Source organism: Peribacillus sp. TE19612, assembly GCF_056279465.1.
In genome coordinates, this window is the sequence record NZ_JBWCCL010000008.1 from 165,721 (window position 1) to 189,676 (window position 23,956).

26 protein-coding genes are annotated in these 23,956 nt (G+C 42.7%); 17 read left to right on the forward strand and 9 right to left on the reverse strand.

The annotated features are described in order from the left end of the window. The first annotated feature begins 54 nt into the window (after positions 1-54). Entirely contained in the window at positions 55-555 is a 501-nt protein-coding gene (locus ACZ9AO_RS15775; RefSeq protein WP_034310292.1) for an Lrp/AsnC family transcriptional regulator, read from the forward strand. After that, positions 552-1,721 carry an aminotransferase gene (locus ACZ9AO_RS15780; RefSeq protein WP_048678022.1) on the forward strand — a complete coding sequence of 390 codons (1,170 nt, stop codon included), beginning with the start codon at positions 552-554 and terminating at the stop codon, positions 1,719-1,721. The genes ACZ9AO_RS15775 and ACZ9AO_RS15780 overlap by 4 nt, the downstream gene beginning before the upstream one ends. A 158-nt stretch (positions 1,722-1,879) precedes the next feature. Here the strand turns inward: ACZ9AO_RS15780 and ACZ9AO_RS15785 are convergent, their stop codons facing one another. Beyond that, positions 1,880-2,233, reverse strand: coding sequence for a helix-turn-helix domain-containing protein (locus tag ACZ9AO_RS15785; RefSeq protein WP_048678021.1), 354 nt, complete (start codon positions 2,231-2,233; stop codon positions 1,880-1,882). A 139-nt stretch (positions 2,234-2,372) separates the two neighbouring features. Further along, positions 2,373-3,716, reverse strand: coding sequence for a sodium-dependent transporter (locus tag ACZ9AO_RS15790; protein WP_251540342.1), 1,344 nt, complete (start codon positions 3,714-3,716; stop codon positions 2,373-2,375). A gap of 341 nt (positions 3,717-4,057) precedes the next feature. Here ACZ9AO_RS15790 and yugI point away from each other — a divergent pair, with 341 nt between their 5' ends. Next, the gene (gene yugI / locus ACZ9AO_RS15795; protein ID WP_034310304.1) at positions 4,058-4,462 is read left to right on the forward strand and encodes a S1 domain-containing post-transcriptional regulator GSP13; all 405 of its coding nucleotides are present in this window, start codon (positions 4,058-4,060) and stop codon (positions 4,460-4,462) included. A 137-nt stretch (positions 4,463-4,599) separates the two neighbouring features. On the opposite strand, the gene ACZ9AO_RS15800 is transcribed toward yugI, so the two are convergent. Then, positions 4,600-4,833 carry a DUF378 domain-containing protein gene (locus tag ACZ9AO_RS15800; protein WP_034310308.1) on the reverse strand — a complete coding sequence of 78 codons (234 nt, stop codon included), beginning with the start codon at positions 4,831-4,833 and terminating at the stop codon, positions 4,600-4,602. A 204-nt stretch (positions 4,834-5,037) separates the two neighbouring features. Here ACZ9AO_RS15800 and ACZ9AO_RS15805 point away from each other — a divergent pair, with 204 nt between their 5' ends. The 3 genes from ACZ9AO_RS15805 to ACZ9AO_RS15815 all read left to right on the forward strand — a co-directional run bounded on the left by ACZ9AO_RS15805 (position 5,038) and on the right by ACZ9AO_RS15815 (position 8,280). Then, positions 5,038-6,201 (forward strand): iron-containing alcohol dehydrogenase, encoded by a 1,164-nt coding sequence (locus ACZ9AO_RS15805; RefSeq protein WP_476109416.1) that lies wholly within the window; start codon positions 5,038-5,040, stop codon positions 6,199-6,201. 148 nt (positions 6,202-6,349) lie between these two features. Next, the gene (locus tag ACZ9AO_RS15810) at positions 6,350-7,696 is read left to right on the forward strand and encodes a glucose-6-phosphate isomerase (RefSeq protein WP_048678018.1); all 1,347 of its coding nucleotides are present in this window, start codon (positions 6,350-6,352) and stop codon (positions 7,694-7,696) included. A gap of 179 nt (positions 7,697-7,875) precedes the next feature. Further along, positions 7,876-8,280, forward strand: a complete 405-nt coding sequence (locus ACZ9AO_RS15815; RefSeq protein WP_048678017.1) for a YugN-like family protein — start codon at positions 7,876-7,878, stop codon at positions 8,278-8,280. Here ACZ9AO_RS15815 and ACZ9AO_RS15820 read toward each other — a convergent pair. Further along, on the reverse strand, positions 8,277-9,269 hold the full coding sequence (locus ACZ9AO_RS15820) for a potassium channel family protein (RefSeq protein ID WP_476109417.1): 993 nt from the start codon (positions 9,267-9,269) through the stop codon (positions 8,277-8,279). The two genes, ACZ9AO_RS15815 and ACZ9AO_RS15820, sit on opposite strands and share 4 nt — an antisense overlap. A gap of 244 nt (positions 9,270-9,513) precedes the next feature. Continuing rightward, on the reverse strand, positions 9,514-10,800 hold the full coding sequence (locus tag ACZ9AO_RS15825) for a glycoside hydrolase family 18 protein (RefSeq protein ID WP_476109418.1): 1,287 nt from the start codon (positions 10,798-10,800) through the stop codon (positions 9,514-9,516). Between the two features lie 165 nt (positions 10,801-10,965). On the opposite strand from ACZ9AO_RS15825, the gene ACZ9AO_RS15830 reads away from it, so the two are divergent. Then, positions 10,966-11,175 carry an alpha/beta-type small acid-soluble spore protein gene (locus ACZ9AO_RS15830; RefSeq protein WP_034310322.1) on the forward strand — a complete coding sequence of 70 codons (210 nt, stop codon included), beginning with the start codon at positions 10,966-10,968 and terminating at the stop codon, positions 11,173-11,175. A 60-nt stretch (positions 11,176-11,235) separates the two neighbouring features. On the opposite strand, the gene ACZ9AO_RS15835 is transcribed toward ACZ9AO_RS15830, so the two are convergent. Then, on the reverse strand, positions 11,236-11,985 hold the full coding sequence (locus ACZ9AO_RS15835; protein WP_476109419.1) for a glycerophosphodiester phosphodiesterase: 750 nt from the start codon (positions 11,983-11,985) through the stop codon (positions 11,236-11,238). Between the two features lie 147 nt (positions 11,986-12,132). On the opposite strand from ACZ9AO_RS15835, the gene ACZ9AO_RS15840 reads away from it, so the two are divergent. The 4 genes from ACZ9AO_RS15840 (at position 12,133) to ACZ9AO_RS15855 (ending at position 16,424) form a co-directional block, all read left to right on the forward strand. Further along, positions 12,133-12,960 (forward strand): undecaprenyl-diphosphate phosphatase, encoded by an 828-nt coding sequence (locus tag ACZ9AO_RS15840; RefSeq protein WP_275452462.1) that lies wholly within the window; start codon positions 12,133-12,135, stop codon positions 12,958-12,960. A 375-nt stretch (positions 12,961-13,335) separates the two neighbouring features. Beyond that, a complete protein-coding gene (locus tag ACZ9AO_RS15845) occupies positions 13,336-14,658 on the forward strand; it encodes an APC family permease (RefSeq protein WP_476109420.1) in 1,323 nt (440 codons plus the stop codon). 146 nt (positions 14,659-14,804) lie between these two features. Further along, on the forward strand, positions 14,805-15,995 hold the full coding sequence (locus tag ACZ9AO_RS15850) for an MFS transporter (protein WP_476109421.1): 1,191 nt from the start codon (positions 14,805-14,807) through the stop codon (positions 15,993-15,995). Between the two features lie 99 nt (positions 15,996-16,094). Then, positions 16,095-16,424, forward strand: coding sequence for a hypothetical protein (locus ACZ9AO_RS15855; protein ID WP_476109422.1), 330 nt, complete (start codon positions 16,095-16,097; stop codon positions 16,422-16,424). Between the two features lie 108 nt (positions 16,425-16,532). On the opposite strand, the gene ACZ9AO_RS15860 is transcribed toward ACZ9AO_RS15855, so the two are convergent. After that, the gene (locus ACZ9AO_RS15860; protein ID WP_153246076.1) at positions 16,533-16,676 is read right to left on the reverse strand and encodes a hypothetical protein; all 144 of its coding nucleotides are present in this window, start codon (positions 16,674-16,676) and stop codon (positions 16,533-16,535) included. A 145-nt stretch (positions 16,677-16,821) separates the two neighbouring features. Between ACZ9AO_RS15860 and ACZ9AO_RS15865 the strand changes: the two genes are divergently transcribed. The 3 genes from ACZ9AO_RS15865 to ACZ9AO_RS15875 all read left to right on the forward strand — a co-directional run bounded on the left by ACZ9AO_RS15865 (position 16,822) and on the right by ACZ9AO_RS15875 (position 20,946). Then, positions 16,822-17,685, forward strand: coding sequence for an STAS domain-containing protein (locus ACZ9AO_RS15865; RefSeq protein ID WP_251540323.1), 864 nt, complete (start codon positions 16,822-16,824; stop codon positions 17,683-17,685). Positions 17,686-17,864: 179 nt separating this feature from the next. Then, the gene (locus ACZ9AO_RS15870) at positions 17,865-18,302 is read left to right on the forward strand and encodes a hypothetical protein (RefSeq protein WP_063595874.1); all 438 of its coding nucleotides are present in this window, start codon (positions 17,865-17,867) and stop codon (positions 18,300-18,302) included. Positions 18,303-18,576: 274 nt separating this feature from the next. Next, positions 18,577-20,946: a penicillin acylase family protein gene (locus ACZ9AO_RS15875; protein ID WP_476109423.1), complete on the forward strand. Its 2,370-nt coding sequence runs from the start codon at positions 18,577-18,579 to the stop codon at positions 20,944-20,946. A gap of 52 nt (positions 20,947-20,998) precedes the next feature. Here ACZ9AO_RS15875 and ACZ9AO_RS15880 read toward each other — a convergent pair whose 3' ends face one another. Together ACZ9AO_RS15880 and ACZ9AO_RS15885 are read right to left on the reverse strand one after the other, a co-directional pair. Beyond that, positions 20,999-21,217: a hypothetical protein gene (locus ACZ9AO_RS15880; protein WP_048678007.1), complete on the reverse strand. Its 219-nt coding sequence runs from the start codon at positions 21,215-21,217 to the stop codon at positions 20,999-21,001. After that, the gene (locus ACZ9AO_RS15885) at positions 21,210-21,833 is read right to left on the reverse strand and encodes a sigma-70 family RNA polymerase sigma factor (protein ID WP_127777746.1); all 624 of its coding nucleotides are present in this window, start codon (positions 21,831-21,833) and stop codon (positions 21,210-21,212) included. Before ACZ9AO_RS15885 ends, ACZ9AO_RS15880 begins: the two co-directional genes overlap by 8 nt. A 159-nt stretch (positions 21,834-21,992) precedes the next feature. Here ACZ9AO_RS15885 and ACZ9AO_RS15890 point away from each other — a divergent pair, with 159 nt between their 5' ends. The 3 genes from ACZ9AO_RS15890 (at position 21,993) to ACZ9AO_RS15900 (ending at position 23,882) form a co-directional block, all read left to right on the forward strand. Beyond that, a complete protein-coding gene (locus ACZ9AO_RS15890) occupies positions 21,993-22,154 on the forward strand; it encodes a YvrJ family protein (protein WP_176526338.1) in 162 nt (53 codons plus the stop codon). A gap of 410 nt (positions 22,155-22,564) precedes the next feature. Continuing rightward, positions 22,565-23,383 (forward strand): GNAT family N-acetyltransferase, encoded by an 819-nt coding sequence (locus ACZ9AO_RS15895; protein ID WP_476109424.1) that lies wholly within the window; start codon positions 22,565-22,567, stop codon positions 23,381-23,383. A gap of 40 nt (positions 23,384-23,423) precedes the next feature. Further along, on the forward strand, positions 23,424-23,882 hold the full coding sequence (locus tag ACZ9AO_RS15900) for a DinB family protein (protein WP_251540315.1): 459 nt from the start codon (positions 23,424-23,426) through the stop codon (positions 23,880-23,882). Positions 23,883-23,956 lie beyond the last annotated feature (74 nt).

Sequence of the window (23,956 nt, forward strand, 5' to 3'; positions counted from 1 at the left end):
TGCCAGCCAAACCATCACAGCTAAATTAGTGAATTCCAAAAGGGGGGTTTTCCAATGCACTTGAATGAAGAGGAATTGGAAGTCTTGAGAATCATTGAAAATAACAGCCGGATTGATCTGAAGGATTTGGCTAAAATGACCGATCAATCAGATTCGGACATTGAAATAACATTGAAGAAATTGGAAGATATGCGGGTCATTGTACGTTACTTAACAGTCATTAACTGGGCTAAAGTGGATGAATACCATGGTGTCACAGCGATGATCGATGTAAAGGTCACTCCAAAACGCGGCGTCGGTTTCGATGATGTTGCAAAAAGGATTTACAAATTCAAGGAAGTCGAGTCCGTTTATTTAATGTCTGGGGCTTATGATCTTTCAGTCATTGTCGAAGGGCGTTCGATGAACGAAGTGGCAAGCTTCGTTTCGGAAAAACTTTCGACACTGGATTCCGTCATTTCTACGACGACTCACTTCATAATGAAAAAATACAAGCATGATGGCACCATTTTTGATCAAACTGAAGAAGATAAGCGGATAGTGGTGTCACCATGATTAAAACGAGTTATGTTTCAAAAACGATTGCAGAGCTTAAGCCATCAGGCATCCGCCGCTTTTTCGACTTGGCAGCCAATTTGGAAGGGGTCGTTTCGCTTGGTGTAGGTGAGCCGGATTTCGTTACATCTTGGGCGGTAAGGGAAGCGGCGATCAACTCCCTGGAGGAAGGATATACCTCATATACGGCCAATGCCGGATTATTTGAATTAAGGTCGGAAATCAGCCGGTATATGGAGAAGCAGTTCCATGTTTCGTATAGACCGGATGATCAAATCATTGTCACGGTCGGAGCAAGCCAGGCCCTCGATATTGCCTTGAGGACCATCTTGAATCCAGGTGAAGAAGTCATTGTCGTCGAACCTTGTTTCGTCGCCTATGCACCGCTTGTGACCATGGCAGGGGGAATACCGGTCACGGTCCAAACATCCAAGGAAGAAGACTTTAAGCTGACTCCCCAACAACTTGAAGCGGCGATCACGCCTAAAACGAAGGCCGTTTTAATCTGTTCACCGAATAACCCGACGGGAACCCAGCTTGGGCAGGAAGAATTAGTGATGCTTGCTGACATCGTTAAAAAGCATGACTTGCTGGTCATTTCCGATGAAATCTATGCCGAACTTGCTTATGATGAGGAATTCACTTCTTTTGCTGCCGTTGACGGCATGCTTGAGCGGACAATTGTCATCAATGGGTTTTCGAAAGGGTTTGCGATGACTGGGTGGCGTCTTGGGTTCGTTTGTGCACCTAAGGAAATTTCCGAAGCGATGCTTAAGCTTCACCAATACGCGATGATGTGCGCGCCGACCGTTGCCCAGCATGCTGCATTGGAGGCTTTAAAGAACGGGATGCAGGATGTGGAAGAAATGCGTCGGAGTTATCGGAGAAGACGAAATTATATCGTGAAATCATTTAACGAAATGGGTCTGGATTGCCATAATCCCGGCGGGGCTTTTTATGCTTTTCCATCAATCGAAAGAACGGGGATGACTTCGATGGAATTTGCTGAAAAACTTTTGACGGAAGAACTTGTTGCGGTTGTACCGGGAGATGTGTTCGGGGAAAGCGGTGAAGGTCATATCCGCTGTTCTTATGCATCCTCCATGGAACAGCTTCAGGAGGCGCTCAGAAGGATGGAGCGTTTCATGAAGAACCATTGCCAATAAAAGCAAAAAAATAGGGATCCGGCCATTAGCTGCCGGATCCCTTTCCATAGGGGGAATTAGAAAAAAGAGTTAATCTAATGGATTAACATAGAAAGTGTTAATCATAGTATATCCAGTACCCAGAAAAAAAATACACATACTACGACCCATTTTTTGAATTAAGCTTGTGTATTATATAAAGTATGCATAACTTTCAGAATTTGTTCTTCGCTAAAGTCCTTGGCTGTTCTTAAAAGGAGCTCCGCTTTTTTGGTTCCGATTTCTTCAATCAATTTTTTTATGTCCTCGTCGATACCAGCGGCGTTACCGGTCTGGGCATCCTTCAGGAATTCTGAAGCCGGAATGTCAAGAACGGTGGAAAGCCGTAAAATGGTTTGTGTATCAGGAACCGATTCACCCGATTCATACTTTTCGATTTTCTTCGTGCCGATTCGTAATTTTAAAGCCAGTTCCTGCTGAGTTAGGTTGTGATCTTCTCGGTATTGACGGATATTCTTCGCGATATTTGACATGGTCAGACACTCCTTTTTCAGGAAATATATTTTTATTATGTAATTATTTTACCATATTATTACTTAAGTGAAGGAACGGAATATGTAGGTTTTGTGAAAAAAATGCCGCATCGGGATTAACGAAACGGCACGTTGATTGTTAAATGAGATTAGTTGACTTAAGGAATACGAGTATGATCATGATCGGCACGATGTAGCGAATCAGGAAGTGCCAAAGTTTAAAAAGTGATCGGCCGGAATCAGCGCCAGTTTCGAACTCCTTTTGTACCTCGATCCTTTTCATTTGATAGCCGATGAAAAGGGATATGAACAAGGCGCCGACTGGCAGCGCGATATTGCTTGTCAGATAATCAGCGAAATCGAATATGGATAAATTGAAAATCTTCACATCCGAAAGCACCCCAAAGGATAATGCGCTTGGAATCCCAATCAGGAAAACGGTAATACCAGCTATCCAAGAGGCCTTCTTCCGTTTTGCGGAATCCCCCTTGATCATGGCTGCAACGACGATTTCGAGAATGGAGAATGCCGTCGTAAGGGTGGCAAATAATAATAATATGAAGAAAATGAACATGAAGATCCCGCCAAGCGCCATTTCATTGAAGACGGCAGGCAACACGACAAATACCAATCCAGGCCCGCTTGATGGGCTGAAACCCAGTGCGAAAACAGCCGGGAAGATGACCAAACCTGCCAGCAAGGAAATGAAGATATTCAGTCCAACTACCGAAAAGGCCGATTTTGTAATATCTTCTTTTTTACTTAAATAGGATGCGTAGGTTACCATTACGGAAACACCGACACTTAGTGCAAAGAAAGATTGGCCGAGTGCCAATAGGATCGTTTCCCCTGTTAATGCGGAAAAGTCCGGTTTCAAGAAGAATTTAACACCTTCCATAGCTCCATCCAGAGTCAAGGATCGGATAAGAAGGATGATGAAAAGAATGAACAATGAAGGCATCATATATTTATTAGCCTTTTCAATTCCCTTGGAAACGCCGCCTTGCACGACCCAAATGGTAAAGACCATGAATAATAACTGAGCGATGACCGTTTCATAAGGATTACTGATTATCGTATTGAAGAAGTTCCCATATTCCTCTTGCGTCAAGTTTGAGAGGGAACCTGTAAAGCTCCTTGCTAAATAGGAGATAATCCAGCCTCCAACAACACTGAAGAAGGAAAGAAGAATGATTGAAGCGACGACACCGCCATATCCAATCAATGCCCAAGGCTTTCCAGGGGCGATATGTTTATATGCGCTAATGGCATCTTTCTGTGCATTGCGGCCAATCGTGAATTCCGCTATTAATATCGGTGCCCCGATAAGCAGGGTGAATATAATGAAGAGCAGGAAGAAGACCCCACCGCCATTTTCCCCAGTCATATACGGGAGCTTCCAGATGGCGCCCAATCCAATAGCGGATCCCGCGGCTGCCAGGATGAACCCAAGTTTTGAAGTCCATTGATCTTGTTTTGACATGATGGAAAAACTCCTTTAGATGTAAAGAATATCTAGCTGTATATTTTTTTTAAAACATTTTCTCATCTTACTATGATTAGGTGCAATTGGATAGGTTTAATATTACAATCTTTAGAAAAATGAATAAATATTTTAAGGGAAATAGAGGTTATTTGCAAATTTTTAGGTTAAGTTATATACAAAGATCTTATAATATTTATTATTTCCAAAAAACAAACATTTTTAATGAGTAAAATCCCAAAAAGTATGGTATACTTAACTTTGATTATTTTCCAATTATGTGATATAATTTTTTATTGCGTGAAAAGACGAAAAAATATATATAAAATAGGAGTGTTACCATGTCTGAAAAATTCGAAATTGGTGCGGTAGTTGCTGGTAAAGTTACTGGTATTCAACCATACGGTGCATTTGTTGCTCTAGATGAATCAACTCAAGGTTTAGTTCATATTTCTGAAATCACTCACGGCTTCGTTAAAGATATCAACGAACATTTAAAAGTGGGCGATGAAGTGAAAGTTAAAGTTCTTTCCATCGATTCAGCTGCTGGAAAAATCGGCTTATCGATCCGCGCTACAGAAGAAGCTCCTGAGCGTACTGAAGCTCCGAAAAAAGCTCCGAAAAAACGCCAAGCATCTGTTAAAGCGACATCTCACATCGAATCTACTGAAGGTTTCAACACATTGAAAGACAAACTTCAAGAGTGGATTGAACAATCTCAACGCGAAGACTTAATCAAAAAATAATTTTTTAGAACCGGCAGATCCTTGATCAGCCGGTTTTTTTTGTCCAGGGGGCATATGAATGAAATAAAGCCGGGTCATGTGTTTATCCATGGTCCGGCTTTATTTTATAGAACATAACATTGTCCATGATCAAGATCTCAACGAGTCGGTTTGGTTTCAGGCTCCCTGGAAATTTCAGGACTTGGTTTAAAGAGAAGACCAAGATTAATGAGACCGGCAATTCCAACCAATCCATAAACGATACGGGCCATTCCAGCATCTTGCCCTCCGAAAATCGAAGCGACCAAGTCAAATTGGAAAAACCCTATTAATCCCCAATTGATTGCCCCGATTATTGTAAGAACAAGTGCAATTCTTTGTATTCCACTCATTGTACAGCCTCCTTTTTTTTGAAAAAATCAGTTCTTTACTTATCATGCATTTTCAGCATGTAAATATACATCCACTCAAAAGTTCCGGGCGGATATTTTGTATTTAAATGGAACATTGGTCATAATGAATAAAAGAAAAACTAGCACTTGGCCCTGTCATTCATTCGAAAACGGAGTCCACGTGGCATTAAAGGAGAGATACCATTGGAAAATTTCACATATAAAAATCCTACTAAAATAATTTTCGGGAAAGGTCAGCTTGAAAGCTTAAAAACTGAAATTCCTGCCTATGGCGATAAAGTTTTACTTGTATATGGTGGAGGAAGCATAAAGAAAAATGGCTTATATGAAAAAGTGATCAATGCCTTGAAAGAGATCGATGCAGAGGTGCACGAACTTTCCGGAGTTGAACCGAACCCACGCATCTCAACAGTCCGGAAGGGTGTTGACCTTTGTAAAGAACATGGGATCGACTTTGTCCTTGCGGTTGGAGGGGGAAGTGTTATAGACGCTACAAAGGCCATCGTTGCAGGTGCTAAATATGAGGGGGATCCATGGGATCTTGTCATTAAGAAGGCACCAGTCGAAGAGGCCCTTCCATTCGGAACGGTGCTGACTTTAGCTGCAACAGGCTCTGAGGCGAATTCGGGATCTGTCATAACAAACTGGGAAACGAAAGAGAAATATGGATGGGGAAGTCCATTGGTATTTCCGCAATTCTCCATTTTGGACCCTGAAAATACTTTTTCAGTACCAAAAGACCAGACGGTATACGGAATGGTCGATATGATGTCACATGTATTCGAAACGTACTTCCACCCGGAAACGCATGCACCGCTGCAAGACCGTTTTTGTGAATCGCTGTTATCGACGGTGATTGAAACGGCACCTAAACTATTGGAAGACCTGGAAGATTATGAGCATCGGACCACTATCCTGTATGCCGGAAACCTAGCCTTGAATGGGTCGCTTGGGGTTGGTTACAGCGGTGATTGGGCAACGCATAACATTGAACATGCCGTTTCAGCTGTTTATGATATCCCGCATGCTGGAGGATTGGCCATCTTATTCCCAAATTGGATGAAGCATGTGCTCCATGAAAATGTCGCACGCTTTAAACAAGTTGCAGTCCGTGTATTCCATGTAGATCCGGAAGGTAAAACGGATGAGGAAGCGGCCCTTGAAGGCATTGAAAGACTTAGGTCATTTTGGAGCAGCTTAGGGGCGCCGACCAATCTTTCGGATTATGGCATCGATGACTCACAATTGGAAGTCATGGCTGATAAAGCGATGAGCAGAGGGGAATTTGGACGATTCAAAGTCCTCAACCGTGAAGATGTCCTTGCCATTTTACGGGCTTCCTTATAAACAAGTGATATGATCCGCTCTCCCGCCCTTGCCAGGTGGGAGATTGCTTTATATGCATAATTCGTTATTTACTTGATCGATTTCTTGATTATGAGAATTACATCAGATAAAGTGAAAGGGAAACTAAAGAATTCAAGGAGGAATTTGAATGGCCCATATTCGTTTCGATTATTCAAAAGCCCTGCCGTTTTTCGGGGAGCATGAAATTACCTATCTACAGGATGCTGTAAAAGTGGCACACCATTCCCTGCATGAGCAGACAGGGGCAGGCAATGAATATCTTGGCTGGCTTGATTTACCCGCCAATTATGATAAAGAAGAGTTCTCAAGAATCAAAAAAGCGGCCGCGAAAATAAAAGAAGATTCAGAAGTGCTGCTGGTTATCGGAATCGGTGGATCATATCTTGGAGCACGGGCAGCAGTTGAGATGCTTCAACATAGTTTTTATAACATTCTACCTTCGGATAAAAGGAAAGCACCGCAAATTTTATTTGTCGGTAATAATATAAGCTCTACATATATGCAGGACGTGATGGACCTATTGGAAAATAGGGATTTCTCGATCAACGTCATCTCTAAATCCGGTACGACCACGGAGCCTGCACTGGCCTTCAGGATTTTCAGGAAACTGCTTGAACAAAAATACGGCGTTGAAGAAGCTAAGAGCCGCATTTATGCTACGACTGATAAAGAGAAGGGCGCATTAAAAACGGTAGCAACGGAGGAAGGTTTCCAAACTTTCGTCATTCCTGATGATGTTGGCGGACGTTACTCGGTCTTAACGGCTGTAGGGCTGCTTCCGATTGCTGTCAGCGGGGCGGATATCGATCAAATCATGGAGGGAGCCGAGCGTGCCAGGGCCGACTTCAGTTCTTCCGAGCTAGGGGAGAATCAGGCATACCAATATGCGGCGGTTCGGAATATCCTTTACAATAAAGGGAAAACGATTGAAATGCTGATAAACTATGAGCCTGGACTTCAATACTTCTCTGAGTGGTGGAAACAGTTATTTGGAGAAAGTGAAGGAAAGGATCAAAAAGGGATATTCCCTTCATCGGCTAACTTCTCGACTGACCTGCATTCATTAGGGCAGTATGTCCAGGAAGGACGGCGTGATCTTTTTGAAACGGTCATCAAAGTGGATAAGGCCCGTCATGAAATCGTGATTGAAGAAGCGGCCAATGACTTGGACGGCCTGAATTACCTAGCAGGTGAAACGGTGCAATTCGTGAATAATAAAGCATTTGAGGGTACGCTGTTAGCCCATACGGACGGCGGCGTTCCCAACCTGATCGTAACGGTTCCTCAGCTCGATGCTTATACTTTTGGCTACCTTGTATATTTCTTCGAGAAAGCTTGTGCAATGAGCGGTTACTTACTGGGTGTAAATCCATTTGATCAGCCTGGAGTGGAAGCCTATAAGGTGAACATGTTTGCTCTTTTAGGCAAGCCGGGTTATGAAAAGAAAAAAGCGGAGCTCGAACAGCGCTTATAATATAAAAGGCATCAAGCTGGAATAACATCCGGCTTGATGCCTTTTTTTGTTAAAGAAGGAAACGACGGCTTGGAAGCCAAGTTCCTTATGCCTTTCGAGGGGACAATAGAGTCATTCCAGGTTTTTTTTTAAGCGCTTTGGTTAAGCTAATAGAAAATTAGCGAAAGAGGTTTTATACAATGATTAAAATTTCTTCTCAGTTGGAAGGGAAAACATTCGGGTTGTTCGATCTGGAGACGAAGTTAAAACCGGAAGGATATGCGATAGGCGGAGGATGGGATTATGACCACGGGTCTTTTGATTATAAGATTGATGACAGTGATGGCTACCAATTCTTGCGGGTCCCTTTCAAGGCTGTTGATGGTTCACTCGATCAGGACGGGGTAATGGTCGAACTCTTACAACCGTTTTTGTTATCTCATAAGTACGAGGACGGGATTGACGATGAAGGAAATATCGGAAACCTCTCCGCTTCCTTCAATCAGTTTGCCGAGCCTGAAAATCCGGATGCCGAATTTCCGGAAAACTATATCTCATTAGGAAAAACGCTTGTCCGGGATTTGGAAAAGCTTTTATTACATTAATCATCAATGATGAGTAGAGTGTCATCACGATGGATGACTACATCTCCGGGGGGCTTGATTAAGGTCTTGCCTCCTGAAATGATGCCGACCAATAAAATGTCTTGATCGAATAGCTTAACGTTCAGCTGTTTGAACGTCAATTCCACCCAGTCATCCTGGATGGGCAGCTGTTTGAGGCTCAATCCATCCCGCTCATTTTGTTCCCTGGCTTCCGTTATGATCCCCTTCGATAAGCAATCCTGCATATATTCACTCGCGAATTTATTCGTTTCGACTATACCGTCCGCCCCAGCCCGTAACGCATTTTCCTTTTGTTCATGCGTCAATATTTCCACAAGACAATACACATGCGGATTCAGCCCTTTGACGGCCAGTAACGTTAAAATCGAGAACATATCCGTTTGCAGCTCGTCCTGCTTAAGTTCAGCCGTAATAAGGACGCGTATGGCTTGTTTAATATTGGCTTTCTGCAAAACGGAATCCAATGTAGCTTTTCCTTGGATAAAGTGGATATTCGTTCGTGGAAGCGGGTGCTTTTGCAGTGTATCATCGATAAGGACAATGGATTGATGGTGCTTGCGATCATGAATGTTTTGGATGATTCTCTTGGAACGGCCATTCCAGCCCACAATGATAATATGTCCGCCGCCGCCGAATACTTTCTTTCCTGTTAGAAATTGCTGTTCATTGGATATGGAAATTTTAGCGATGTACGCAAAATAAGAAGTAATCAGGCCGGCCCCTGACAAAATGAGGACCATCCCAATGATTTTGCCAAGATTGGTCACGGGAGTGAAATCTCCATAGCCGACCGTTGACATCGTCACGATTGCCCACCAGATACCATCAAGTAAGGTGGGGAATCTCTCCGGCTCCACAATGTGTATCAAGACCCCGAATGAAAGTAAAAATAATGCGATGATGGAAAGCAATCTGATGAAACGCGGAAATCTGGGAACGATACTGATGTATGGACCGATTCTAATCATTTTTTCACACCCTTTGAGCTGTTCCTTATAGTATGGTCAAAAAAGGCATGGCTCATAAGGGTCCGGACTGACAAACTTTGAATGATGAATATTGGCATATTGCCTGATCGAATTTCGGTAAATGATAAAAGCCCTCCGGAAGATGTCGGAAGGCTTTTAGTGCTGAGTCACGTATCCTGAATGGACTTCATGCTCGATGGTTGATTATATGCCCATTTCAGCTTGGGTATTCCTATATCTTTTGTTAAACCCTTCTCCGTACGTTGAAGTTATCACTGATGAGCAGCCAGTTTTGGGGGAAGGCTAAGCCGAGCTTCCAATAACTCATTCCCCTTAAGTTCAATTCTTTGAGTAAATCGAATTTTGCCTGAATCGATCTGGCATCTTCAAACCACACCTCATGCTGCCTATCCTCAATATCGGTATAATTGAAGTGAGGGGCCTGTGCGGTTTCGTCATACTCGATGGAAACATCATTGTCCGCCGCAATTTGGATGGCCTGCTGCGGACTCACGGCCCTGGCAGTGGTTCCCTGTACAAAAGGCAGGGTCCAATCATAGCCATATAGGTTTTGCCCCATCAGGATCTTGTTGGAAGGAATATCGGTGACGGCATATTCGAGAACTTCCCGAACAGGTCCGATAGGTGACACTGCCATTGGCGGTCCGCCGCTATATCCCCATTCATAAGTCATGATGATGACGAAGTCGACGATTTCACCATGTGCTTTATAGTCATGGGCCTCATACCAACGGCCTTTTTGCTCAGCACTTGTTTTAGGGGCCAGTGCCGTGGAAATGAACCATCCTTCCTTCTTGAAGCGATCCCTGGCTTTTCGGAGAAATTGATTATAGGCTTCTCTGTCGGCCGGCCGTAAATACTCAAAGTCAAAGTGGATATCCCGGAAACCATATTTCTTTGCCGTTGTAACGATATTGTTCAGGAACTTATTCTGAACGGAAGTATTCGTTAAGATGATTCGCCCGAGCTCATCGCTGAATTGGTCATTCTCCTGATTTGTGATCACCATCATCAGGACATTTTTATTTTCCCTGGCGATGGCAGGGAAGTCATTGAGCAATGGCTCTTTTAAGGAGCCGTCTCGCAGCGCCTGGAAGCTGAAAGGGGCTAAGTAGGTTAAATAGGGCGCAGCTTCCCTGGCGGCCGTCTCAAGGGCCGGTGCAACCGTCGTGCCCCTCGGCTCGACATAGCCGTTGAATTCGGCAGTCCTTTTCCTCCGTGCCGGAATATAAAGCCGGTATCCAACGGATAGGATTTGATTTTCGGAAATGCCATTTATATTTGCCAATTCTTGAACAGGGACATCAACCCTTTGGGAAATGGAATAAAGACTATCACCTGGTTGAACGAAATAATAACTGCCGACGATTGGAATGACAAGGGCCTGCCCCGAAACAAGATTATTTGGGTTAGGGATCTTATTGGATTCAACGAGCCTGTCGACGGTTACGCTGTACGTCTGGGCGATGCCATATAACGTCTGGCCTGGCCTAACCACATGTATTTGCAATTCTTTTCCCTCCTACTGAAAGTTTCCTAACAGTTTATGAGCATAAAAAGAATTTCATGATAAAGAGCTTAGGATTGAGAGAAACGCAAACAAAAAAATACAATAAATTGGCAATAATAATTTAAGCTTAAAATGCTAATTAATATTAGTAGGAGGTGAAAACACATGGCAAACAACAATAACAGCAATCAACTTCTAGTATCTGGTGCAGAACAAGCTCTACAACAAATGAAAAATGAAATCGCTAGTGAATTTGGTGTAAACCTAGGTGCTGACACTACTTCTCGCGCTAACGGATCTGTTGGTGGGGAAATCACAAAACGTTTGGTTCAAATGGCTGAACAACAACTAGGCGGTTCAAACTTTTCTCGTTAATTAATTGAATAAATATGGATTTGAAAGAGAAGGAGCATTGCTCCTTCTCTTTCGCATGGTTTAGCCATGTGACTGCCAAGCTTTTAAAATCTTGATTGCCCTTTCAGGAAAATCGGTCATGATGACGTCGACTCCCAACTCTGCCAGCCTGACGATGTCGGCTTCATCATTGGCGACCCAAGGCCGGATTTTATATCCAAGTTTTTTCGCTTTTTCTTTAACCGCAGGAGTCAGGCTGCTTTTATCTGGATGAAAACCCAATTCTTTTTTATCACGTAAGATTTCTTCGAAGTTTTCAGGAAGCCCCTCGAACAATAATGCCCGTTCAAGATCTGGGGCAAGCATCTTCACTTTTTCAATGGATTGATGGTTGAAGGAAGAGAGGATCACCCGGTTTTCCATTCCATATTGACGAATTGAATCAATGATCTTCTGTTCGATTCCTTCATAAGCGAGTTTATCCGTCTTGATTTCGACATTCATCAATAAAGCATTTCCCTTAGCCCAGTCGAAAACATCCACTAAAAAAGGAATCCGCTCCCCAAGGAATTCATTGGAAAATTTGCTCCCGGCATCAGCTGTTTTCAGTTTTTGTGCCGAATGATCTTTTACATAACCGGTAAGGGTGGTCGTTCGATCAAGTGTTTCGTCATGGATGATGACCAGTTCCCCGTCAGAACTGAGGTGGACATCGAACTCGATTCCCTCGGCCCCGATTTCTGCCGCCTTTTGAAAGGCTGCCATGGTATTTTCAGGATGCGTCCCCTTGGACCCTCTATGGGCGAAAATCAGTATGTTTTGCAAAATCATCACTTCCCCTTTAAACTTTATCTTGAACCCTATCATACATGTACGCTTGAATTGTTTCAGCAATGTTTAATAGACAATATTTTAAACAACGAGTAAAATACATATGATATTTCCATAAATAGGTGTTCGAAATATGAGGTGAATAAAATGAATATGTGGGAAATTTTTGTTGCAGTTATCCTTGGTCTTGTAGAAGGATTAACTGAATTTGCTCCTGTATCGTCAACAGGGCATATGATTATCGTTGATGATTTATGGCTGAATTCGAAAGAACTTTTCGGGAGTGAAGTGGCTAATGCCTTCAAGGTGGTCATCCAGCTTGGATCGATACTCGCCGTTGTCGTGCTCTTCTGGGGGCGATTCATGGACTTGCTTGGTTTAAGGAAGCTGAAAGGCACATCCGCTGTGAACGGCCAAAAGCTTAACCTATTGCAGATCATTGTCGGATTGTTGCCGGCGGGCGTTTTAGGTCTATTATTCGAAGATTACATTGATGATCATCTATTTACGATGAAGACGGTTATCGTCGGATTGTTCCTTGGCGCGTTTTTGATGATTGCTGCGGATAAATTCCGTCCAAAGCTGACTGCAGAGACGGTTGACCAAATCACTTATAAACAGGCCTTTGGTGTAGGGTTAATTCAATGTTTGTCACTATGGCCGGGATTTTCCCGTTCAGGTTCAACGATATCAGGCGGTGTGCTATTAGGGATGAGCTACCGGGCTGCTTCCGATTTCACGTTCATCATGGCAGTGCCGATCATGGCTGGTGCCAGTTTGTTAAAAATCGTGAAGTACTGGGATAGCTTCACGCCTGAAGTTCTGCCATTCTTTATTGCAGGTTTCATCAGCGCATTTATCTTTGCGTTATTCTGTATCCGCTTTTTCTTGATTTTAATCAATAAAGTTAAATTGACTCCCTTTGCCATTTACCGGATCGTCTTGGCGGTTGTGCTTCTATTCATTATTTGGTAATACGAAATGAAGCTTGAAAGAGGAGATGGACCACCCCGTTAATTCGGGGTGGTTTTTTTGTGTGTCCGAAAATAAGCGGGATTCCCATAAAATTCTTTACGAATGATAATTGAGTTTAGGTGTTTTTAATTCGTTATTATTGAGTAAAAACTCAATAAATCTTTTTATAATAAAAAAATATTCGGTTTTTAGTGCAGTTCCAGTCATAATTAGTAAAAAAAATATAAATTAAATAAAGCTGCCTGAGCGTAATGATACCAACGTGTTTGGGTATTTTACGGAATATTCAAATGATTACATAAACTATTTCCATATAATTTATATGATATAATTTTAGTATAAATAAAGTACATGTGTACACCTGGGGAGGACAACATGGGAAATGACCAATTGAAGAAAACGATTGGCTTTTGGGTAGGAACATCTATTGTAGTTGGTACAGTTATCGGTTCTGGTATTTTCATGAGACCTGGTGACGTGCTTGAATTGAGCGGTAATTCAACCATGGCCTTGTTAGCTTGGCTGATAGGCGGTCTCATTACCCTTGCAAGCGGGTTGACGATTGCGGAAGTGAGTACACGGATTCCTAAAACGGGCGGCTTATATGTCTATATGGAAGAAGTGTACGGTAAAGCATGGGGATTCCTATGCGGCTGGGTTCAGACATTGGTATACGGACCTGCAGTCATGGGCGCCCTCAGTTTATACTTCGGGTTATTAGTTGCAGGAATATTTAAGATCGCTTCAAGCTACGCTTTGGCGATAGGGATTCTTACGATTGTATTCATAGCAGGCATGAATTTGCTGGGGACAAAATACGGCGGTATCATCCAAACCTTATCGACCGTTGCTAAATTGATCCCGATCATTTTCATAGCGGTGTTCGGTATCGCACAAGGTGATATGCCTGTATTCAATATCGATAGCGAAAGTTCAATGAAAATCAGTATGGCCGGTGCGATTTTGGCTACGCTCTGGGCGTATGATGGCTGGATGAATGTCGGCTTCATGGCAGGGGAAATGAAAAATCCGCAGAAAACGCTGCCGCGGGCAATCATAACGGGATTGGTCGTGGTCATGGTCGCTTACTTGGGTGTGAATCTTGCCATGCTTCATGTATTGGGGGCGGAGGGAGTCATAGCCCATGGTACGAATGCAGCGAATGTTGCAGCAACGCTTCTATTCGGAGAGTTGGGCGGGAAATTGATATCGATCGGAATTGCGATTTCTATCTTCGGTTGCTTGAACGGAAAGCTTTTGACCTTTCCGCGCATTACCTTGGCGATGGCGACTGATAAAATGATGCCAGGCCATAAACAAATCGGAAAAATATCGCCCAAGTTCAAAACGCCTATAAATGCCACGGTATTGCAAGTGATCATTGCAATCATCATGATGGTTGCAACAGACCCTGACAAACTTACCAATATGGCTGTATTCTCTGTCTTCTGTTTTTATGGATTAGCCTTCTTTGCGGTCTTCATCTTACGCAGAAAAGATCCGGATGCACAAACGTATAAAGTGCCGTTTTACCCATTCATCCCCATTGTGGCGATTGCTGGTGCAATATATATTGTTTTAAGCACATTAATCCAAACACCTTTAAATGCCTTGTACTCAGTGATCATCCTTATTATCGGTATGCCAGTGTACTGGTTCCTTAAGAAAAATGAGCGGGATGGTAAACGTTCAAATTAATGAAAAAACCTTCACTGCATGCAGTGAAGGTTTTTTTTAGTTGCTGGAATGAAATTTTCCCGTTTGACAAAAGTGGTGAAATAGACAACTCGGGAAGTTCGTATTAACATAGGGGGAAAGTTAAATAGTGAAGGGTCTGAACAAAAGTGAATTATATCGAGCCTGCTGGTAAATCATTCAGGAAAACGATCTTGGCTTTATTTCTTGGTAGCTTTGTAACGTTTGCGGATCTGTATAGTACCCAACCGGTCATTCCGGTTTTCGCCAAGCAATTCGGAGTCTCTCCTGCAATGGCAAGCCTTACATTATCTTTCGCAACTGGAACGCTTGCACTCTGTTTATTGCTTGTTTCTTTTTTCTCAGAAAATATCGATAGGAAAAAAATAATGGGGACGGCGCTCACTCTGTCTGCATTGTTATCCATATGTGTCAGCTTCATCCAGGATGATCTATACATCCTGATTGCAATACGGGCGATTCAAGGTGCGGTGCTTGCAGGTTTCCCGGCCATTGCGATGGCCTATATCAATGAAGAGTTTCATCCGAAAAGCCTTGGCTATGTGATGGGGATCTATGTGAGTGGTTCGAGTATCGGCGGATTGGCTGGCAGGCTGATTGTCGGGGTGCTGACCGACCATTTCTCATGGAACATAGCGATTGGAAGCCTTGGAGCTTTAAGTTTGATCATCAGTCTGGCTTTTTGGTGGATGCTTCCGCCCTCGCAGCATGCTGTCCGCGTACGGGTCTCATTATCAAGGATCAAAACATCCCTTATCAATAACTTAAGGAATAACAGACTAGTACTCTTATTCGGCATGGCCTTCCTATTAATGGGCTCGTTCGTTACCGTTTATAACTTTGTGGGTATACCTTTAATGGGACCGCCATATCATTTATCACAGACATTGATTGGCTTCATATTCATAATCTATCTTGTGGGGACGTTTAGTTCAACATGGATGGGGAAGCTTGCCGATCAATATAGTCGGAGGGGTGTACTTCTTATCGGAATCGCAATCATGCTGATGGGCGCCCTGTTAACCTTATTGGACTCGCTTTTGCTGAAAATAATGGGGCTTGCCCTGTTTACATTTGGCTTTTTTGGAGCTCATTCCATTGCGAGCAGCTGGGTCGGCAGTTTGGCAGATAAGAGTGAAAAGGCACAAGCATCCGCATTATATCTCCTGTTTTACTATGCAGGATCAAGTATAGTGGGGGCATCTGGCGGTTTATTCCTGATGAAGTTCGGCTGGGGAGGGGTCATCTCGGCTGTATCCATTCTGATCCTCCTTGCTGCCGCTTGTGCGATGATGGTTGAAATGAAAATCGTTAAATAAAATGATCTTTTCTATCATGTTTTTCCGGAATCCTGAATATAATCTAGTGAAATTGGATATTGAATAATAGATTGATAAGAGAAGAGGGTATTAGATAGAGTGAAACGAAAAGCAGTAATTCTCATTGGGTTAATAGCCGTTTTAATTATATTATTCGTTGTATACTTAACAAGTCCTGGCAGATTGCAAAAGGTGCAGATTGTTGAAAAATACTATCCGCATTTCTCCGATGGCAAGGCAGTCGGTTTTAAGACGAACGAAGTCATTGATGTGACGGAAACCGAAGAGGGATCCAATTGCGCAATGAAATTCGACAATGGGAAAACGTTTGAAATTGATTGTGACCGTTATTTAACATACAAAATTGGTGAAACAGTCTATATTACTACTGAAGGGAACCATGTTGAGGAGATCCGGAGAAAAAGGTAGTGGCTTATCGACTTTTAATGACGAAAGAGCTGGGTTTGCTTAATGAACAGCTCAGCTCTTTTATTTGATCCCATTCAAAAAACCCAGGCCATTTTGGACTGGGCTTTTTCATTTTTTATCTTTGCCTTTACTTTTATCCTTTTTATTACGCCGAAGTACATTCAAGATTCTGCGGCTGTTATTTTTACTGTTTATGAGCTCGACTAAATCGCTCATGTTTTCAGATTCGAAGTCTTGTTGATCTTTTTTCATGTTCATCCCTCCAAGTCATATATCATAATACCCTTATCAAGAAAAGGGTAAACGTCTATTATCATATTGGTAATAGAAGGATTTTATATCCTTAACCCTCGATTATTTGCTAAAATATGATAAAAGCCCTGTATGGGAGGTCCATATGGAAGAATTAAGAATGATTGGCGAAAAAATTGAAAAATTTAAATATATCTTAGTGGAGCATATCGAGTTGTTTGAAGAAGAGGAACCGCTCTATGATTTAGAAACCAGTAAAGAGGTACGGTCAAAACTTATTCAAATTCATGCAGATGCCTTGATTCATGGAAAGGCACAAGCGATGGAAAGCATGAAAATAACGGGTATGGAAATAGGTAAGCGCATCGTGGATATGGGCATTCCTTTAGATAAGAATATTGAGGAAGCGCAGCTTGTGCGTAACCTTTTCTGGAGTTTCATTGAAGAAGAGGTGAGCAACCGATATTACTCCATTGAAATTCTGTTAAAGGCAAGCTCAATAATTGATGCAATCCTGGACCAGTTCATACACTGTGTGAGTATCAGTTACGTGAATCATTATAAAGAAATGGCGAGAATGGCAAACGATTCGTTGCAGAAGATAAAAGAAAACCAAGAAGTCATGGAAGAATTGTCCACCCCGATTGTTCAGACCGTATTAAAGGATGTGCTGCTCTTACCTTTGATCGGACGCATTGACGATTGGAGAATGGAGTCGATTCAATCGACGGTGCTGCAAAAATGTGCAGATCTGCATGCGGAAGTATTGATCATGGATTTCTCGGGAATTACCTTTACGAAGGAAAGCGATATGCTCTCCCTGCTGGATCAATTAGTGGGGGCATTGGCCTTGATGGGAACGGAAACGATGTTTGTTGGTTTTACCCCTGATGTCGTGAAAGAGATCGTCAAACTTGATTTTGCAAATCAGGTAAAAGCCTTTCTATCATTCAGGCAGGCCATGGAATATCTGTTTAACCAAAGAGGGCTGGCTCTTCAGCCAGTATGATGGAGGTATCCTTTTTTAGGGTATCTTTTTTTCTATGTCAGGCTAACACTCCTGTTGCTCCCATATTTAATCGCCCATCGATATTTCTCCATGTTATAGTGAAGTGACGTGGACGGACATGTTGTTTTTGATTTAAATTAAATAGGACATGTAAAGCGTGTAAGGAAGGTGGTTGAATAGTGTTTTTCAAGAAAAATGAAGAACCTGAACATTACGAAAAATGGTATTGTGTAGGAATCATGACGGATAATGGGCTGGAGGATGAAGAATATGATGTTTTATCCAAACGCATCCTCGACTCGGTCCAAAATGTCTCGGTCATATCGGACTTGGTAAGGGTGGAATGGGATCGGGACAAATTGCGAGCCTTGAATGAACGTTTTGGGGACCCCTCATTTTCCGACCCATGGTTTATCATTAATGAATTCATACCAGAGGATATAAAAAAGGAAAGAAAACTTCTGGAGAAAACTCATAAATGGAAGAGGATCTTTGGTCTCCTTTCCCCGATTGAATATATGGAAGCCGAGACGAAGGCGGCCCATGACTTTGATAAAGCTCTCTTTTATACAGACGATGCAGATAAAGTGATTGAATACATTATTGCAAATAGCTAGCATTCCCTGCCACATCGATACATTGTATCGGTGTTTTTGCATTTGATTTACTGTTTATCGGAGTAATTTCACGGTAAAAATTCGACCTTGAGCGAGTTGATTCGACCTTGTGTGTAATAATTCGACGTTGCTCGAAATAATCCGTACTTGGACCTTTCTTCCTTCTTGAAATAAAAAGAGAGAATGTGGGGAGGGTGGTAGGAAAGATGGAGTTAAACGCGGAATATCTTAAATAGAAAGAAAGAGAGTTTTAAGGGGAGAGGAAGATGAATCGATGGAAGTTGCCGTACCTCAGCAAAAGCCAAAACGGAAGTGGAGAAAGCGGGCGCTATGGAGTTTTGGAATCCTGATCATACTTTCGCTGTCAGTCTTGATTGCCGCAAATGTATTTCTTTCAAGATCCTTGCCGGAAACAAAGGGGGAAATATCGCTTCCAGGTCTTTTGAAACCGGTTACGGTGGTGAGGGATTTAAGTGGGGTCCCGCATATCAGCGCAGCGAGTGAACATGATTTGTATTTAGCCCAAGGATATATCCAAGCCCAGGACCGTTTATTTCAAATGGATTTAAGCAGGCGTCAGGCGTCAGGTAGATTGAGTGAAGTGATTGGTGAGAAAACCGTCAAAAATGATAAGTATTTCCGCACACTTGGTTTGAGGAGGGCGGCCGAAGCCTCTTATGCTGCATATTCAAGTGACGGAAAAGAAGCCTTGGATATGTTTGCCGAGGGTGTAAATCTTTATATCGATGAATTGAAGGAGAATGGGAAATGGCCGGCGGAGTTCACTCTGCTTGGATACGAACCGGAGCCTTGGACACCCGTCGATTCGCTGACCATCGGTAAATATATGGCCTTTGATTTAGGAGGGAACTGGGAAGATCAGGCGTTTAGGCAGTATTTGCTGCAAACGTTCCCCAAGGAAAAGGCATATGATTTATTTCCTGATTATCCAAAGAACGCTCCATATATCATCAGCAAGGAAGAACTGGATATTGAAAAAAGTTTTGCAGGGGCCGTTATTCCTTATGAATTCAACGGCAGCAATAACTGGGTCGTTTCAGGCAAGAAAACTCAATCCGGTCAGCCGTTATTGGCGGATGATCCCCATCTGGGATTGGCTACACCGTCGGTTTGGTATCAAATGCATTTGGAGGCCCCGTCAGTCAATGTGAGCGGTGTTATTTTTGCCGGGATTCCGGGAATCATACTAGGTCATAACGAAAAGGTCGCTTGGGGTGTGACCAATACCGGTCCGGATGTTCAGGATCTGTATATTGAAAGGAGAAACCCCGAAAACGAGAAAGAATTCTCCTACAAAGGTAAATGGGAAAAAGCTGAAATCTTGGACGAACCCATCAAGGTGAAGGATGGGAAAACACTTGACTATCAAGTGACGGTTACCCGCCATGGACCCGTTGTCTCCGAGTTTGCCGGAAAAAGCGGAAAAGATACCGTGCTTGCCTTAAGGTGGACGGCACTTGATCCATCTGCCGAGCTTGAAGCGGTACTGAATATGAATAAGGCGGGAAGCTGGAAAGAATTCGAAAAGGCCCTCTTGAAATTCGAAACGCCGGCACAGAATTTCGTCTTTGCCTCAGCCGATGGGACCATTGCATACAAGGCGAATGGGAAAATCCCAATCCGGAAAAAAGGTGATAGTATGCTGCCTGTACCTGGATGGACGGATGAATTTGAGTGGAAAGGCTATATTCCCTTTGATGAACTTCCAAAAACGGTGAATCCAAAAGAGGGATTCATTTCGACAGCGAATAATAAAGTCATATCAGATGATTACCCTTACCATATCAGCAATAACTGGGCACAGCCATACCGCCAGATGAGGATACAGGAGTTTTTAAAGGCGAATAAAAAGCTTACGGCTGAGGATATGCAAAGCCTGCAGATGGATAAAGTGAATTTGCAAGCTAAGGAGTTTGTTCCTCGATTCGTGGAGGTATTGAAAGGTCCATCTGGGAAACAGGAAGCCCAGGCACTGACGATTCTGAAGAAATGGAATCATATCGATTCCGCTGATGAAGCGGCACCGATGATTTTTAATGTCTGGATGCGAAATATAGGGGATGTTCTGCTAAAAGAGGAAATACCGGAAGAAACCCTCAACCTTTTTAATGGAAGGCGTTCGGCCGTTGATGAACTGCTAAGGCGGGCACTGGATGGTAAGCCGGGCCCTTGGATTGAAGATGCAGGCGGACTTGAGCAGGTGCTTGCCAAGTCGTTACAGGTGACGTTAACGGAACTGGCAGAATCACAAGGTGACGATATAGCAGATTGGGAATGGGGAGACTATCATCAGGTCAGGTTTAACCACCCGCTATCAAGTGTCGCCCCGTTACATTATTTATTTAACGGCGGCGGCGGCATTCCGGTAGGCGGCAGCAGTGTCACCGTACAGGCGGCGGCATTTTTAGATGACGGAACCGTTAATCACGGTGGCTCCTGGCGATTCGTCATCGACCTAGCCGACATGAATCAAGGATATCACCTTGTTGGTCCGGGTCAATCAGGTAACGTTAAAAGTGAGTGGTATCACGATCAGCTTGATGATTGGGCAGAGGGTACTTATCACAAAACCACGATGGACGATCCAAAAGGGGATAAGCTGACATTGAAACCATCATACTGAGATTCAAAAAAAAGTACCAAGTCCAGCATCTTTCTCTGGACTTGGTACTTTTTCATTGTTTTTGCTTAGTCAGGAATTCTGCAAGGAACTCCTCAAAATTTGGGGCTTCGATTGCTGCGATTTTTTCATATGATTCAATGATCTTGAGTTTAATTTCTTGTTCCAGATCATTCCGGTCTTGATAGTTCGTGTTTTTTAATGATTTTTTTATTTTAGGATTCAAAGAGTCGATTAGGTCCAACAATTCTTCTTTTGACAGTTTTTTATCCACAATGGCTTTTCTCCTTTCTAACATATACCTCATCCATATAGTGCTTTCGAAGTTTTTTTAGAGCTTGTTTACGGATGCTTGAGATATTCTGTGGCGACTCCTGGAAATAGGCAGCGATTTCCTTGTTGGATAGGCCGTAGGAAAAGATCATGGTCAGCACCAGGTTTTGTTTGGCTGTTAACTTCTTCAAGGCTTTTATCATTTCTTCATCACTTATGTGTGAAGCGAGTTCATTCGATTCCCCCATCTTTTCAAGTTGAACATCCAAGGTGCCGATTCGATCGATCAATCCGCCAGTATCCCTTGGTGTCGCATCAAGTACCATTCGATAGCGTTCCCGCTGCTTCCGAGCCCTTTTATCAAAATCAACAGAGAAAAAGTAAATTAAGGAGCACATGTATTTGTATACTTTAGCCCGGTAATAGAAAATTTTGAAAGTCTCGTTGAGATGATCAATGTTGTGGGAAGAAGGGGAGTCAAGAGTTTCAGTGAAAATCTTTAAATGCTCTGGGTTCTGTAGGAATAATTGAATGATCGGTTGTGCAAAGAAAGATGAGTACTGTTGCTGCAGAAACTCCAATGAATGAGAAAAAAAATGAGAAGTTAATTGGTTCATTGTTATCCCTCCTTTTATTAATAAAGTGATAGACAAGGGGAATAAATCAATTATATAGGAACATTCGTTCTTTTTTCCATAAATCAATAGTGCTAGATTGATTTTTTTTGACAAGTTTCACTTTAGATATCAGATACAAGAAAAGGGGTGAAGAGGATGATGATTGAGGATGCTACTATGTGGGTTTCATTAGTTAGCGAATTTGGCTATCCATTCGTCGTTTCTATGTTTTTGCTCTTCCGCTTCGGTAAACAATTAAAAGAACTGACAACGGACGTAGAGAACTTAAAAAAGTCCGCTCATAAAACGAAAAAACGATAACCTCAGGACGTAAGTGCCGGATGGTAAACACCGAATTTCGGATTCTATACTAAAAAGGGTCCGGAATTCGGGTATAAAGAAATGGGTACTATCTGAATTCAAGATTTTGTTAAATCCCTCCCTTAACCTAAAATAAAATAATGATAAACCATTATTTGGAATATAGCACAAAATAGGTAAAAAATAATCGTCATTTGGAATCATTTTACTGCTATAATTCATCCGTCAATGGAATTAGATAGGAAATCCTCCCCTCGTAGGATTTTAGTTTTATGGATTAAAGTGAAAATACTTTTAAAAAAACAACATTCATCAATAAACTTCTGAATAGTATGCGGCACCCAAATAAATGGGTGCTGCTTTTCTTATTTTTTGGTAATAAACTGATAATATGGAAAAGGGGTGGGAATTTGAAAAATGAACAACTGGAAGATATTCGGATCCTGCAGCAAGAATGTGAACGGGAAGGTTTTACGTTAAAACTGAATTGGGAAACGCTTCGCAGTCGAAATGGTGTTAATAAGAATGATTTTCTCCACTATGATGGATTGAAGCTTGTTGGTTTTCTTGGTCTTTACGATTTTGGAAACAAAGCGGAGATGTGCGGGATGGTGCACCCTGACTACCGGAGGCAAGGCATTTTTACTAAGCTGCTGGAAGAGGCGATAAGGAGTGCCGTGGAGCGCAACTATAAGGTGATTCTCTTGAACTCACCTGCTCAATCCCACTCAGGGACAGAATTTTTGAAACAGCTCCCATGTGAGTTTGCTTTCTCAGAGTTTCAAATGAAGTGGTCCGAAACGGAGCTTGGTGATTATGATGATGCAGTCGTTCGCCCTTCACGGAGAGATGATGAGGAAACGGAAATTCAGCTGGATATTCAATGTTTCCATTTTACGAAACAAGAGGCGAAGGATTATTATCAGCGCATCCTATATGAGGATACTCTGAAAACCATGATGATTGAAAAGGGCGGCCGCGCAGTCGGTAAGATCCGGGTTGATCACTCAGGCCGGGAAGCGTGGATTTATGGATTTTCCATTTTGCCAAAATACCAGGGAAAAGGACTTGGAAGAAAGGCATTGAAAAAGGTTGTAGCCGAACAATGCCAGCTGGGATATGATATTTTTCTCGAGGTCGAGGCGACTAATGAGCATGCGTTAAGACTCTATGAATCTTGTGGCTTCAAAACGATTCAAAGACAGGATTATTATCAATACAAAGGCTGAAGGGGATTTGACGACAAAGAGTGTTAGGGGGCTGGGATGGATGTTGACATTATTCAATTATAACTGGCAGGTGAGAAGGGAATGGTTCAAGTGGTGCCGGTCCTTACCGAATGAGGAGCTGAAACGGCAGCGTACGGGAGGGATGGGCAATATATTGCGGACACTTGCCCATATTATCGATGTCGAATGCAGCTGGATCAGGGCCATACAAGGGAGGCCTGATGTCGCGATCGATTTGGACGCTTATGATACGATCGGAAAAGTGGAAGATTTATCTAACCAATATCACTCAGAGGTCATGGATTATTTCAACTCGCATGCAATTGAAGAAGAGAATGGAATGGTTCAGCCATCCTGGATGGATGGGACATATGAAAAAGGCAGGATACTGCGCCATCTCATAGCGCACGAAATTCACCATATAGGCCAGCTGTCCATCTGGTCGAGGGAGATGGACATCGAACCGGTATCCGCCAGTTTAATAGATCGGGATATATAGGTTCACCGTTTTCAAAGGGTTTCCCTGAAAAAAGAGCGTAAGGAACGATCTTTAAAATCCATACGATGTTAGCA

Bases quoted from the DNA above. Each gene is read 5' to 3' on its own strand.
- ACZ9AO_RS15775 (WP_034310292.1), top strand. From the start codon at position 55: ATGCACTTGAATGAAGAGGAATTGGAAGTCTTGAGAATCATTGAAAAT.
- ACZ9AO_RS15780 (WP_048678022.1), top strand. From the start codon at position 552: ATGATTAAAACGAGTTATGTTTCAAAAACGATTGCAGAGCTTAAGCCA.
- ACZ9AO_RS15785 (WP_048678021.1), bottom strand. From the start codon at position 2,233: ATGTCAAATATCGCGAAGAATATCCGTCAATACCGAGAAGATCACAAC.
- ACZ9AO_RS15790 (WP_251540342.1), bottom strand. From the start codon at position 3,716: ATGTCAAAACAAGATCAATGGACTTCAAAACTTGGGTTCATCCTGGCA.
- yugI (WP_034310304.1), top strand. From the start codon at position 4,058: ATGTCTGAAAAATTCGAAATTGGTGCGGTAGTTGCTGGTAAAGTTACT.
- ACZ9AO_RS15800 (WP_034310308.1), bottom strand. From the start codon at position 4,833: ATGAGTGGAATACAAAGAATTGCACTTGTTCTTACAATAATCGGGGCA.
- ACZ9AO_RS15810 (WP_048678018.1), top strand. From the start codon at position 6,350: ATGGCCCATATTCGTTTCGATTATTCAAAAGCCCTGCCGTTTTTCGGG.
- ACZ9AO_RS15815 (WP_048678017.1), top strand. From the start codon at position 7,876: ATGATTAAAATTTCTTCTCAGTTGGAAGGGAAAACATTCGGGTTGTTC.
- ACZ9AO_RS15820 (WP_476109417.1), bottom strand. From the start codon at position 9,269: ATGATTAGAATCGGTCCATACATCAGTATCGTTCCCAGATTTCCGCGT.
- ACZ9AO_RS15830 (WP_034310322.1), top strand. From the start codon at position 10,966: ATGGCAAACAACAATAACAGCAATCAACTTCTAGTATCTGGTGCAGAA.
- ACZ9AO_RS15835 (WP_476109419.1), bottom strand. From the start codon at position 11,985: ATGATTTTGCAAAACATACTGATTTTCGCCCATAGAGGGTCCAAGGGG.
- ACZ9AO_RS15840 (WP_275452462.1), top strand. From the start codon at position 12,133: ATGAATATGTGGGAAATTTTTGTTGCAGTTATCCTTGGTCTTGTAGAA.
- ACZ9AO_RS15845 (WP_476109420.1), top strand. From the start codon at position 13,336: ATGGGAAATGACCAATTGAAGAAAACGATTGGCTTTTGGGTAGGAACA.
- ACZ9AO_RS15860 (WP_153246076.1), bottom strand. From the start codon at position 16,676: ATGAAAAAAGATCAACAAGACTTCGAATCTGAAAACATGAGCGATTTA.
- ACZ9AO_RS15865 (WP_251540323.1), top strand. From the start codon at position 16,822: ATGGAAGAATTAAGAATGATTGGCGAAAAAATTGAAAAATTTAAATAT.
- ACZ9AO_RS15875 (WP_476109423.1), top strand. From the start codon at position 18,577: ATGGAAGTTGCCGTACCTCAGCAAAAGCCAAAACGGAAGTGGAGAAAG.
- ACZ9AO_RS15885 (WP_127777746.1), bottom strand. From the start codon at position 21,833: ATGAACCAATTAACTTCTCATTTTTTTTCTCATTCATTGGAGTTTCTG.
- ACZ9AO_RS15890 (WP_176526338.1), top strand. From the start codon at position 21,993: ATGATTGAGGATGCTACTATGTGGGTTTCATTAGTTAGCGAATTTGGC.
- ACZ9AO_RS15900 (WP_251540315.1), top strand. From the start codon at position 23,424: ATGTTGACATTATTCAATTATAACTGGCAGGTGAGAAGGGAATGGTTC.